Here is an 11,582-nt window from a genome sequence, read left to right as displayed (position 1 = left end):
AGGCTTGGCCGAAGTGAACAGGGCCGGGGTCGCCCACTCGGGGTGGTCGATGAACGGGTTGCGGTTGCCCTGGAAGCTGTAGACCACATCGTTGCGGGCACGCTCGGCATCATCCGGCGGATCGGACAGGTGCCAGTCGATCAGGGTCGACAGCAGGCCCATGTAGGCCGGCGAACTGCTGGTCTTGACGATCCTGCTGCGATCGTCGGTCAGCTCCAGGTCCGGCTCGGACTGGCCGGTGGCCGCATCCTTGCCGCCCTCGTAGCGGATCGCCATGTACATCACCGCACGCGCCATGTCGCCCTTGCGCTTGCCCCACACCTCGAAGGTGCCGGTGTTGCCGTCCGGCGTGCGCACCCAGTTGGAGTTGCCCGGGTAACCGCCGCTGCCGCCGCCCTGGCCGTTGTTGGCCTCGGTGGCGCGCTCGCCGCAGTTGGCGTCGCACTTGCCGAACGGCTTGTTGCCACGGTCGGCGTTCCACTGCGCGTCGGTCAGGTACAGCATGTGGGTGTCGGTATACGGTGCGTAAGGCAGGCCCTTGTCACCGGTGGTGCTGGCAAAGCCCAGCGAGTTCGGCCAGGTGTGCTCGCGGTTGTACTTCAGGCCACTGCCGCTGCCGGCGCGGTCGGTCACCTTGGCGTAGCTGCGGTTGCGGTACGCATCCAGGATCCTGCCGCTGTTGTTCGGATCCTCGTCGGCGATTTCCAGGATGGTCCACGTACTGGTGCCCGAGCCGCTGTACGGGTAGGCGGTGTGGCCCTTGATGGTGGCGTGCAGCGAGCAGCGCAGCTGGCTGGGGCTGCTGGTGTTGACCCTGGAGTAGTAACCGGCCGGCACGCCGGGGTTGCCCGGGTCCGGATTGCCGCCGGTGGTTGCCACGGTGAAGGCGATGCGGCTGTCGGCAGCCGGGTGTGCGCCCTGCAGGTCGGTGATGCGCGCGGCGCGGATGTCGAAGCGGCAGGCTTCACCGGCCACCAGCGCGGTGTTGGTGGACAGCTTCACATTGCGGCCGCTGGCCGGGTAGGTCAGTGGCACGCTGCCGGAAGTGCCGCAGCTCAGCGCGAAGGCGCCGCTGGCCAGGTTCACCGTCTCGCTGAACACCACTTCCAGGTCGGCGGCGGCCGGGAAGGTGCTGCTGCCCTGTGCCGGGGTGGTGGTGGAGACCGACGGCGGCGTGTTCGGACCAGGGGTACCGCCACCGCTGAAGGTCTGGCCGTTGTTGCAGCTGCCAAACGTCTGCTTGGCCGATTCGGCCCAGGTGAAGTGGGCGTACTGGCTGCCGTTGCCGGTCAGCTGCAGCGAGGTGCCGGGCGCCGTGCTGTTGGTCTCGGCCACCGGAATGTTCTGGCTGGTCATGCCGGCGGCAGGGCCACCGGAGGCAGTGATGGCGCCCTCGTAGCTGAGGAACTGGACCACCTTGCCGCTGGCATCGACCAGGGCGATGCCGTCGTTCGGGCCGTTCTGGAGGCCGTTGGTCGGGTAGTTGACCACGGCGATGCTGGCGCTGCCGCAGCCAGCGGCGGTGCCGGCCGGGACCGGGTTGTTGGCGTAGACCGTGGCCGCCGAAGGATTGCTGCCGTTGTAGAGGTAGAGGCGGTAGCCGGACAGGTCCTCGCCCGCGGTAGCGACCACTTCGATGGCTTCGCCGACGTCACCGGCGGCGGTGCTGTCGTCGTAATGCAGTTCGTTGATGAAGACCTCGGCCTGGGCCGGCGCGGCGGCCAGCGCCAGCAGGCAGGCGGCGGCAAGCGGGGACAGCAATCGCATCGACTACTCCTTGTGATTGGGAATGCGCGGCCGAGCCTAAGGCCGATCCAGTGACACTTTGTCGTAAATGAACGTCAGATATCTGACAGTGGGACATCTATCACTAAATAGCACCCCATGCCCCCTTGGCTTGCCGCACTGCATCCCTATACAGGCGTCCACGCAGGGAGGCAGGTTTCCCGGTCCCGAGAAAAATTTCGGGATCAGCCCTTGAAAGGCCTGTGGAGGTCTCCATCTCTGTCGTGCTCCCGACTTGTCGGGCTTTTTCACGCGCGTTGCTGGCACTCGCCTGGTACGACTGCTAACATCGCCGGACTTTTTTAGACCAATCAATAACTTAAGAGGTCTCTCATGAGCATCAAGCCGCTGCACGACCGCGTTGTGGTCAAGCCGATCGAAGCCGACGAAATCTCCGCCGGTGGCATCGTCATTCCGGATTCGGCCAAGGAAAAGTCCACCAAGGGTGAAGTCGTGGCCGTCGGCCCGGGCAAGCCGCTGGACAACGGCAGCGTGCGCGCTCCGTCGCTGAAGGTCGGCGACAAGGTCATCTACGGCCAGTACGCCGGCAGCTCGTACAAGAGCGAAGGCGTCGAGTACAAGGTCCTGCGCGAAGACGACGTGCTCGCCGTCATCGGCTGAGCCTCGGCGCGACCTGCTTTTCTGTAAGACATCCCCTTTCGTCGCCGGGCCCGGCCCGGTGCAAACATCGAGGTAATCGCAATGGCTGCCAAGGATATTCGTTTCGGTGAAGACGCCCGTTCGCGCATGGTGCGCGGCGTCAACGTTCTCGCCAATGCCGTCAAGGCCACCCTGGGCCCGAAGGGCCGCAACGTCGTTCTGGAAAAGAGCTTCGGCGCGCCGACCATCACCAAGGACGGCGTGTCCGTCGCCAAGGAAATCGAACTGGCTGACAAGTTCGAGAACATGGGCGCGCAGATGGTGAAGGAAGTTGCTTCGCGCACCAACGACGACGCCGGCGACGGCACCACCACCGCCACCGTGCTGGCCCAGGCCCTGATCCGCGAAGGCGCCAAGGCCGTTGCCGCCGGCATGAACCCGATGGACCTGAAGCGCGGTATCGACAAGGCCGTCGTGGCCGCCGTCTCCGAGCTGAAGAACATCTCCAAGCCGACCGCCGACGACAAGGCGATTGCCCAGGTCGGTACCATCTCGGCCAACTCGGACGAGTCGATCGGCCAGATCATCGCTGACGCGATGAAGGAAGTCGGCAAGGAAGGCGTCATCACCGTTGAAGAAGGCTCGGGCCTGGACAACGAGCTGGACGTGGTCAAGGGCATGCAGTTCGACCGCGGCTACCTGTCCCCGTACTTCATCAACAACCAGCAGTCGCAGACCGCTGACCTGGATGACCCGTACATCCTGCTGCACGACAAGAAGATCTCCAACGTCCGTGACTTGCTGCCGGTGCTGGAAGGCGTCGCCAAGGCCGGCAAGCCGCTGCTGATCGTTGCCGAAGAAGTCGAAGGCGAAGCGCTGGCCACCCTGGTGGTCAACACCATCCGTGGCATCGTCAAGGTCGTGGCCGTCAAGGCTCCGGGCTTCGGCGACCGTCGCAAGGCGATGCTGGAAGACATGGCCGTGCTGACCGGCGGCACCGTGATCTCCGAAGAAGTGGGCCTGTCGCTGGAAAAGGCCACCATCAAGGACCTGGGCCGCGCCAAGAAGGTGCAGGTCTCCAAGGAAAACACCACCATCATTGATGGCGTGGGTGACAAGGCTGCCGTCGACGCACGCGTCGGCCAGATCAAGACCCAGATCCAGGACACCTCCTCGGACTACGATCGCGAGAAGCTGCAGGAACGCGTGGCCAAGCTGGCCGGCGGCGTTGCCGTGATCAAGGTCGGTGCTTCGACCGAAATCGAAATGAAGGAAAAGAAGGATCGCGTCGACGACGCCCTGCACGCGACCCGTGCAGCCGTTGAAGAAGGCGTGGTCCCGGGCGGCGGCGTTGCCCTGGTCCGTGCGGTCACCGCGCTGGCCGGCCTGAAGGGTGCCAACGAAGACCAGAACCACGGCATCCAGATCGCCCTGCGCGCGATGGAAGCCCCGCTGCGCGAAATCGTGGCCAACGCCGGTGAAGAACCGTCGGTCATCATCAACAAGGTCAAGGAAGGCACCGGCAGCTTCGGCTACAACGCCGCCACCGGCGAGTTCGGCGACATGCTGCAGTTCGGCATCCTGGACCCGACCAAGGTGACCCGTTCGGCGCTGCAGAACGCCGCTTCGATTGCTGGCCTGATGATCACCACCGAAGCCATGGTTGCCGAAGCTCCGAAGAAGGACGAGCCGGCCATGGGTGGCGCCGGTGGCATGGGCGGCATGGGTGGCATGGGCGGCATGGACTTCTAAGTCCACGCCCCCGGCGGTCGGTGCCGGCCCTGGTCGGCACGCCGTCCCGATGCAAGGAAGAACCCCGCCGCAAGGCGGGGTTTTTCGTTGCCCGGTTGCCGCCGCCGCAGCGCATCGCTACGCTCGGTGGCCATGCCTACCTCGTTCATCGTCGTCGACGACTTCCTTTCTCCTGCCGATGCGCAGGGGCTGCGCCAGGCGGCGCTGGGCCTGACCTATCCGGTGCAGGACGGCGCATTCCCCGGCCGCAATTCGCAGCAGCGGCTGGAACTGGATGGACTGTCAGGCGCGGTCTCGCGGCTGGTCAACGAACCGCTGCGGCCGGTCAACCCACTGCAGTCGCACGGCAAGTTCCGCCTCACCCTGGCCGGTGATACCGGCCGCGCCAAGGTGCACGCCGATCACTCGCACTGGTCGGGCATCCTCTACCTGAGTGCACCGGAGCACTGCGAGGGCGGCACCGAGTTCTTCCGCCACCGCCGCACCGGCACCGAGCGCATGGCCCTGGATGCAGCGGAGCTGGCCGCATTGGGCTATGCCAACGGCGGCGACATGCATCGTGACATCATCGAGCGCGACAGCAACGACGACAGCCAGTGGGAAATGACCATGCGCATCCCGATGCGCTTCAACCGGCTGGTGCTGCTGCGGCCCTGGTTCTGGCACACCGCCGGGCCGGCGTTCGGCGACCGCCCGGAGAATGGCCGGCTGGTGTACCTGATGTTCTTCGAGCAGGCGCGCTGAGCGGGACAGGCATCCACGCGTGAGGTGGATCCACACGCCATGCATGGATGCTCCCATCCCGCCGCGCTCCCCACGCAGGCGTCATCGCACCGTCATTCGACGAATGCCTTCGCCGCGCCGTACTCCCACTGCCATGGCACGCCGGTATCACCCAGCACGAACGCCACCAGTGCCGGGAACGCAGCCTCCGCCCGTACATCGTTGCCCAGGATCACCACGCAGCGTTGGTGCCGCTCGATGCACACCAGGGTGTTGCCGACCGCATCGTCGTGGCCGCCCTTGTAGAAGCCTGCACCCTGGGGGCCACGGAAGGTCACTACGCCCAGGCCCGCGGCCAGATCCCTGTGCTGCTGCGCAACGGGCAGCTCCGGCTGCAGCGTTGGGAACTGGCTGGCGGTGGTGATCGGCAGCTGCGGCCGCACCAGCTCCCTGCGCATTGCCGGAGACAGCCCATCGCCACGCACATAGCCGGCGGCGAAGTGCGCCATGTCGGTGATGGTGGTATCCATCGACCCTGCCGCCCGCACACGACTGCGTTCATCGTGCGGCTCTGTATTGCCTTCGGCGGTCCAGCCATCGGCCAGGTTGCCGGCGAAATCCGCGCGCCACGACATGCTGCTGTGCGCCATGCCGAAGCGATCGAACACGCGCTGCTGCATCAACGCACCCACATCCTCGCCCAGTCGCCCACGTTCGATCACGAACTGCAGCAGGATCAGGCCCTCGCCGGAATAGCCGTAGCGGCTGCCGGGCTCGAAGTGGAACTTCAACCGGCCATCCGGTTCGAGAAAGCCGAAGTTGGCGAAGCCGCTGGCGTGGTTCAGCAGCCTTCGCGGCGTGAGCTGGCGCCAACGCGCATCACTCGCCAGGACGCTGTAGTCGGCGTACTTCTTCGGTTCCGGTGGATAGTCCGGCAATGGTTTGTCCAGGGCGGTAGCGATGCTGGCATCCAGATCGATACGCGCGTCCTGCGCCAGCTGTGCGACCAGGTGGCCGAAGGCCATCTTGGTGAGCGATGCGTCGTACATCACGGTGTCGGTGCGCAGCGGCTCGCCTGCGGCGTTGCGTTCACCGTAGGCAGCCACATGCACCACCTTGCCGTCATCGATCACCGCCAGCGCCATCCCGCGCGCATGGGCTGCCTGCATCAGCCGCTGTGCTTCGGCATCGATGCGAGTGGGCGAGGGCACGGGTGGCGGCGCGGCTAGTACCGCCAGCGGGAGCAGCGTCAGCAACATCAGGGTGGCACGGCACATGCGTGGAACTCCTGGTGGGGCGCACGGTGATGCTACGCCAGGCTGCCGCTGGCGTCATTGCCAGATGTCAGCTGGCCTGCGGCCGGCGCAGGCAGACCCGGGCCGCGCCGGCACCGATGTCCACCTGGCCGCCGCGCATTGCATCGGCACCGAGGATCAGCGCCGGCCGGCCCTCCAGGCCGATCGCCTTGAACACTGGCAGTTCGCTGATGCGGACCTCGATCGACGGATGCTGCCAGCCGCTGCCGGTCATGCCGGGCAGGGTGTACAGCCAGGTTGCCTGCTTTCCGCCGCCCAGGCCTTCGGTGCCCTTTTCACGCACCCGCACCCGCGCGTCGCTGCCGTCGGTGCGCAGCCCCAGTGCGCGGGCGGCTTCGGCGTTGAGGACGGTCTGCGCGGCACCGGTGTCGACCACGGCGATGGCGTCCACCGCGGGCGCGCCCAGTGCAAGCGTGATGAAGCCGAACTGGCGCAGGCCGCCAGTGCGGCCGGGCAGCGCATTGGGCTGGCAACCCGGTCCTTCCAGATTCAATCCGCCGGGTGTCCACAGCGCCAGTTGATTGCGGCCGAAGTCCCAGCGCGTGTCCCAGCGCCCGGTCAGATCGTTGCCGATCAAGCCGTCAATGGCCGGATCATCGTCCTTCGGCAACGACGACAGATCGGCCTTCATGGCTTGGGCCTGCAGCTGCCAACTGCCCAGCTGCCAGGACGTGCTGCGCATGCGCTGCAACCGCGCGGAAGCTGCACTGGCCCCTTGGGCCTGTGATACCTCTGCATCCGCATCCTCCAGACCATAGCGTCGCACGACGCGGTCATCGACCAGAGTGGCGCCTGCCGCGCTGTCGACCACGAAGCGCAGCGGTTCGGCACGCCCGTCCAGCGACACGGCCACGGCCGGATGACCGCCCTGCATCCACATCGGCAGGATGTGTTCGGGGGGATCGGACGCCAGCGCAGGCAGCGGGGCAGCAAGCAGGAAGAATGGGATGAGGCGCAAGGGAAGTCTCCGCAGTGATCATGGGTGACCATTGGCGCGCAGCGGCGTATCGCGGGAATATCGGCGTTGATACCGTCCTGATACAGACCTGCCTGATACTGTCCTCATGACGACTCCCGCCCGTGTCCTCGTTGTCGATGACGACGCCAGCATCCGTGATGCCATCGCCGATTGCCTGCTGCTGCACGGCTACCACGTGCGAGTGGCTGCCGACGCAGCGGCGCTGGATGTGCTGCTGCAGGTCGAACGTCCGGACCTGATCGTGCTCGACTGGATGATGCCCGGTGAGGATGGCCTGTCGGTATGCCGCCGGTTGCAGGCGCGCGCCATCCCGATCCTGATGCTGTCGGCGATGGGCAGCGCACCGGACAGGGTGATCGGCCTGGAGATGGGCGCGGACGACTATCTGGCCAAACCGTTCGACCCGCGCGAGCTGCTGGCGCGGGTACGTGCGCTGCTGCGCCGGCAGGACAAGCTGCGCGCGCAGGTCGCCAGTGAACTGCGCTTTTCTGGTTGGCGGTTGCTGCCGGAACAACGTCGCCTGCTGGCGCCGGATGGGAACGAGCTGGTGCTCAGCCGTGGTGAATTCAGTCTGTTGCTGGCGCTGGCCGAACGCCCCGGGCGGGTGCTGGGGCGCGAGCAGCTGCTGCAGCTGAGCCGTGGCGAGCCCAGTGACAGCGTCGACCGCGCGGTCGACCTGGCGATCAGCCGCCTGCGCCGCAAGCTCGGGCAGGCTTCACCCGGTGCGGAATCGCTGGTGCAGACATCGCGTGGCGAAGGCTATCGCTTCGACGCCGAGGTACAGCTGCTGTGAGCAGCCGGTGGCCGACCGCGCGTTGGATCACGATGCTGGCCCTGGCCAGCCTGCTGCTGGCGACACTGGTCAGCGTGGCCGTGGTTGGCTGGATGCCTCGGCCCGCGCCGCCACCGATGCAGTTGGACCAGGCCGTGCAGGTGCTGCGAGGGGAACAGGCCGCGGCACCACTGGGCCTGCATCTGGCGACGCAGGATGCGCCACCACAGGGCAGTGCCAGTGACTGGCTCACCCAGTTGGCGGCGCTGCAGATGGGTTTGCCGGTGGAGGATGTTCGACTGGTATGGAGCGGACAGGGCAAGGCGCCTGATGTGCAGGTCATCGAAGGCGGCGCCCTGCTCGACGCCACGGCGCGGGCCGGGGTACTGAAGGCGCAGGCTGCCGTGCTGACCGCGATGCAATGGCCGCCATTTGAACTGGGCGTGCGCCAAGCCGATGGCCGATGGCAGGTGGTCGGCAGCGATCACAGTGATCTGGCAGCTTGGCGGCGACAGGTGATACTGGCGCTGCTGGGCGGTGCCGTGTTGTTGGCGCCGCTGGCGGCGTGGGCATCGATCCGGCTGGGGCGCCCATTACGACGTTTGGCCGATGCCAGTGCACGTGTGGACCTGCAGGCCGAAACGCCCCTGCCGGATGATGGCCCACGCGAGGTACAGATGCTGGCCGCCGCGATCGGCACCGGTCGAGAGCGCCTGCGTGCGCAGGCACAGGACATGACCCATATGCTGGCTGCAGTGGCACATGACCTGCGCACGCCATTGACCGGCCTGCGACTGCGCGCCGAATTCGCGCCCACACCACAGGCGGCGCGGATGGTGGCGGACATCGAGCGCATGGACACGATGATCGAGCAGGTGCTCGACTACGCACGCGGTGAACTGCAGCCGTTGCAGATGCGCCCGCTGGATCTGGCCGCGCTGCTGGAGGAGTGCGTGCAGGCAGCGTTGCTGCGCGGTGTAGAGATCTCCAGCCAGGGACCGGACAGTCTGCCCTGGCACGGCGACGCGCTGCTGCTTCGGCGTGCGTTCGACAACCTTATCGACAACGCCGATCGCTATGCCGGGGCGGTGGAGCTGCGGGTTGCCGTGGTTGAGCGAGGGGTCCAGCTGGAGGTGATGGATCGCGGCCCAGGTATCGCCGAGGGCGACCGAGTACGCCTGCTGCAGCCCTTCCAGCGCAGCGAGAGCTCGCGCAGCCGCGCCACGGGTGGGACCGGGCTGGGCTTGGCGGTCGCCGCCAACGTGGCGCGGCGGCATGCGGGCGAACTGCAGCTTCTGCACCGGGAGGGGGGTGGACTGATCGCGCGTCTGCTGCTGGGAAGGCTCCCCTGATATTCGGCTGTGGTTTACAGGTTGCGGCTATTTTTGCGTATGATTAGGCGCCTAACAATATCGCGTACCTGAGATGATGGAAGCCAAGCACCATGCCCTGATGGATGAGGCACAGCGACGCGGCCATGCCAGCACCGCGCAGCTGCGCCTGTGCTTCCAGCTGCTCTCGTTGTCCTCGTCGATCGATCGCGACTGCGCTACCCGGCTGGCACCGCACGGGCTCAGCGAGGGTCGCTTCATCGTGCTGTTCCTGCTGCATGGGGCCGGCGGCACCTTGCCGCCCCACGTGCTGGCCGAGCGCGCAGGCGTGACCCGCGCCACCATCAGTGGCCTGCTCGATGGCCTGCAGCGTGAAGGACTGCTGCAGCGTCGCAGCGATGCCGAAGATGGCCGTCGCCTGCAGATCGTATTGACCGAACCGGGAATACGCTTGGCCGAGACCTTGTTCGACCAGCACACGCAGTGGATCGGTGGCCTGTTCAATGGTCTGGACACCGATGAACAGCAGCAGCTTTCGCGGCTGCTGCACAAGGTCTGGCAGCACACCGATGCCGGACGAGAGCCTGCAGCATGAGCCCGGCGATTGCGGCGGAACGGCTGCATGCCCTCAACACCGGCCGCGTCGCCGCCACCCATCTGGCCGAATGCCTGGCAGTGGATTTCGCCGCGCTGCTGCAAGTGGTGGCGCCTGTGCTTGCACCCGAAGCGCTGCAACGCATGCAGGATGCCTCAGGCAAGGGCATCACGCTGCGCATGGCCCTGGCTGCGCAACTGCTGCGTGAGGCGGGGCAGGGCGTGCCTGCGCTCTGGCAGCATCACCGCGCCGATACCGTGCGCGGTTGGGCCTGCTACCTGATCGGCAGCGATGCCCGCGCAACGTTGGCAGAGAAGCTGCAGCAGATGCGCACGCTGGCCGATGATCCACACTTCGGTGTGCGCGAATGGGCGTGGCTGGCGCTACGCACGGACATCGTTGCCGCGCCGGTGCAGGCGCTTGAGTACCTGCAACCGTGGACACAGGAAACATCGCCGTACCTGCGCCGCTTCGCCTGCGAAGCACTGCGTCCGCGCGGTGTCTGGGCCACGCATATCGCGCTGTTCAAGCGGCACCCGGAACATGCATTGCCGCTGCTGGAAGCACTGGCTGACGACCCGGAACGCTATGTGCAGGACTCCGTGGGCAACTGGCTCAATGATGCCGGCAAGACCCAGCCGCAGTGGCTGCGCCAGCTGTGCACGCGTTGGCAGCACGAGCGCCATAGCGACGCCAATGCCTACATCCGCAAACGCGCATTGCGCTCGCTCCGGTAGTGCCGGCCGCTGGCTGGCAACTCCGTAATCTCGTCAACCTCAAGGAAGAACCACCATGTCGCACACCTTCATCGAGCTCTACACCGCCACCCCCGCCTGGACCACGCTCCAGCCCGAGCAGCGGAATGCCTTCTTCGCCCGTATCGGTGCCGGCATGCAGCAGTTCGATCCAGCCCGCATCACACCGCTGGCGATGGGCCGCATTGCCACGGGCGTACAGCGCGGCAGCGATGAGCAGTTCTATGCGGTCTGGCGCTGTGCAAGCCGCGCGGACGCCGATGTACTGGTGGCCGGCATTGCCGCCACCGGTTGGCATCAGTACTTCACCACCACCAACGCCTTGGGCGCGGACGAGGGGATGGTCCAGCACCTGGCCGATCTGGCCGCCTTGTAGCGGCACCCCGGACGCGCATGGCACATGCGCCTGTCACCCAGACGCGGTAAACAGGACGTTGCCCATGTCCATCCGCAGGGAAGTCGATCATGCAGAGCACGCTCCAGGTCACGCTGTTCGGCCCGCTTGGCGACAGCCCGGCGTTGCAGTTGCCGGGGCTGGAGGGGCCGTCGGTGGCCATCCAGGAATCGGCCCTGCGGCGGTTGGTTTCCGACCTCTACACCGCGCGTTCCCTGCTCAACCCCGAGCAGCTGGACGAGGCCCGGCAGGAACTGGATCGCGTGCTGGAACGCTGGGCCGACATCCACGAGGGCCTGCTGCTGGACGTGGAAGTGCATGGCAAATGAGCGACGTTGCGTGGTTGCCGCCGTGTAGGCCGGGCGGGCGCGTATCCCGCTGAACCGCGTCCCCAGTTGCGGATGAAACATTTTGCACTGCGCAAAAGCTGTGCTATCAATAGATCCCATGAACGCAGCTGCTACCCGCTTTTACTGGTATTACTTTCCGAAGCCACTGGCGGAGGAAGGACTGCGCTCACCCTGAAGAAAGCTTCAGACGCATTCCCGAAAGCCGCCAGCGAACCTGGCGGCTTTTTTCA

Annotated in this window: 12 protein-coding genes; 9 read left to right on the top strand and 3 right to left on the bottom strand. The window is 66.2% G+C overall.

The window, feature by feature from the left end; genetic code table 11:
• Positions 1-1,767 (bottom strand): endonuclease (locus tag N5J73_RS22900; RefSeq protein ID WP_279941356.1); only part of this gene is annotated, 1,767 nt, incomplete at its 3' end.
• A 351-nt stretch (positions 1,768-2,118) separates the two neighbouring features.
• On the opposite strand from N5J73_RS22900, the gene N5J73_RS22895 reads away from it, so the two are divergent.
• The 3 genes from N5J73_RS22895 (at position 2,119) to N5J73_RS22885 (ending at position 4,881) form a co-directional block, all read left to right on the top strand.
• Positions 2,119-2,406 (top strand): co-chaperone GroES, encoded by a 288-nt coding sequence (locus N5J73_RS22895; RefSeq protein WP_006396661.1) that lies wholly within the window; start codon positions 2,119-2,121, stop codon positions 2,404-2,406.
• Positions 2,407-2,487: 81 nt separating this feature from the next.
• Entirely contained in the window at positions 2,488-4,137 is a 1,650-nt protein-coding gene (gene groL, locus N5J73_RS22890) for a chaperonin GroEL (RefSeq protein ID WP_057500842.1), read from the top strand.
• A 132-nt stretch (positions 4,138-4,269) separates the two neighbouring features.
• Complete coding sequence (locus N5J73_RS22885) at positions 4,270-4,881, top strand: DUF6445 family protein (protein ID WP_049449109.1); 612 nt, start codon at positions 4,270-4,272, stop codon at positions 4,879-4,881.
• Between the two features lie 92 nt (positions 4,882-4,973).
• Here N5J73_RS22885 and N5J73_RS22880 read toward each other — a convergent pair whose 3' ends face one another.
• Complete coding sequence (locus N5J73_RS22880) at positions 4,974-6,137, bottom strand: serine hydrolase domain-containing protein (RefSeq protein ID WP_164078584.1); 1,164 nt, start codon at positions 6,135-6,137, stop codon at positions 4,974-4,976.
• 67 nt (positions 6,138-6,204) lie between these two features.
• Positions 6,205-7,134: a pepsin/retropepsin-like aspartic protease family protein gene (locus tag N5J73_RS22875; protein ID WP_049448996.1), complete on the bottom strand. Its 930-nt coding sequence runs from the start codon at positions 7,132-7,134 to the stop codon at positions 6,205-6,207.
• 106 nt (positions 7,135-7,240) lie between these two features.
• Between N5J73_RS22875 and N5J73_RS22870 the strand changes: the two genes are divergently transcribed.
• From N5J73_RS22870 to N5J73_RS22845, 6 genes are all read left to right on the top strand, one after another.
• Positions 7,241-7,948 (top strand): response regulator transcription factor, encoded by a 708-nt coding sequence (locus tag N5J73_RS22870; RefSeq protein ID WP_049448998.1) that lies wholly within the window; start codon positions 7,241-7,243, stop codon positions 7,946-7,948.
• Positions 7,949-7,980: 32 nt separating this feature from the next.
• Complete coding sequence (locus N5J73_RS22865; protein ID WP_049449110.1) at positions 7,981-9,279, top strand: HAMP domain-containing sensor histidine kinase; 1,299 nt, start codon at positions 7,981-7,983, stop codon at positions 9,277-9,279.
• A gap of 73 nt (positions 9,280-9,352) precedes the next feature.
• Positions 9,353-9,853 (top strand): MarR family transcriptional regulator, encoded by a 501-nt coding sequence (locus N5J73_RS22860; protein WP_049449001.1) that lies wholly within the window; start codon positions 9,353-9,355, stop codon positions 9,851-9,853.
• Positions 9,850-10,590 (top strand): DNA alkylation repair protein, encoded by a 741-nt coding sequence (locus N5J73_RS22855; RefSeq protein ID WP_049449003.1) that lies wholly within the window; start codon positions 9,850-9,852, stop codon positions 10,588-10,590. The genes N5J73_RS22860 and N5J73_RS22855 overlap by 4 nt, the downstream gene beginning before the upstream one ends.
• A gap of 55 nt (positions 10,591-10,645) precedes the next feature.
• A complete protein-coding gene (locus tag N5J73_RS22850; protein ID WP_049449004.1) occupies positions 10,646-10,984 on the top strand; it encodes a DUF6616 family protein in 339 nt (112 codons plus the stop codon).
• Between the two features lie 89 nt (positions 10,985-11,073).
• A complete protein-coding gene (locus N5J73_RS22845) occupies positions 11,074-11,331 on the top strand; it encodes a hypothetical protein (RefSeq protein ID WP_005411217.1) in 258 nt (85 codons plus the stop codon).
• Positions 11,332-11,582 lie beyond the last annotated feature (251 nt).

It is taken from the genome of Stenotrophomonas sp. GD03654 (assembly GCF_029845105.1).
Lineage (GTDB): Bacteria > Pseudomonadota > Gammaproteobacteria > Xanthomonadales > Xanthomonadaceae > Stenotrophomonas > Stenotrophomonas africana.
The sequence above is the reverse complement of the archived record's forward strand: the minus strand, read 5'-3'. Positions and strand labels throughout refer to the sequence as shown.

Coding starts and splice junctions, on each gene's coding strand:
- N5J73_RS22895 (WP_006396661.1), top strand. CDS start 2,119: ATGAGCATCAAGCCGCTGCACGACCGCGTTGTGGTCAAGCCGATCGAA.
- groL (WP_057500842.1), top strand. CDS start 2,488: ATGGCTGCCAAGGATATTCGTTTCGGTGAAGACGCCCGTTCGCGCATG.
- N5J73_RS22885 (WP_049449109.1), top strand. CDS start 4,270: ATGCCTACCTCGTTCATCGTCGTCGACGACTTCCTTTCTCCTGCCGAT.
- N5J73_RS22880 (WP_164078584.1), bottom strand. CDS start 6,137: ATGTGCCGTGCCACCCTGATGTTGCTGACGCTGCTCCCGCTGGCGGTA.
- N5J73_RS22870 (WP_049448998.1), top strand. CDS start 7,241: ATGACGACTCCCGCCCGTGTCCTCGTTGTCGATGACGACGCCAGCATC.
- N5J73_RS22865 (WP_049449110.1), top strand. CDS start 7,981: ATGCTGGCCCTGGCCAGCCTGCTGCTGGCGACACTGGTCAGCGTGGCC.
- N5J73_RS22860 (WP_049449001.1), top strand. CDS start 9,353: ATGATGGAAGCCAAGCACCATGCCCTGATGGATGAGGCACAGCGACGC.
- N5J73_RS22855 (WP_049449003.1), top strand. CDS start 9,850: ATGAGCCCGGCGATTGCGGCGGAACGGCTGCATGCCCTCAACACCGGC.
- N5J73_RS22850 (WP_049449004.1), top strand. CDS start 10,646: ATGTCGCACACCTTCATCGAGCTCTACACCGCCACCCCCGCCTGGACC.
- N5J73_RS22845 (WP_005411217.1), top strand. CDS start 11,074: ATGCAGAGCACGCTCCAGGTCACGCTGTTCGGCCCGCTTGGCGACAGC.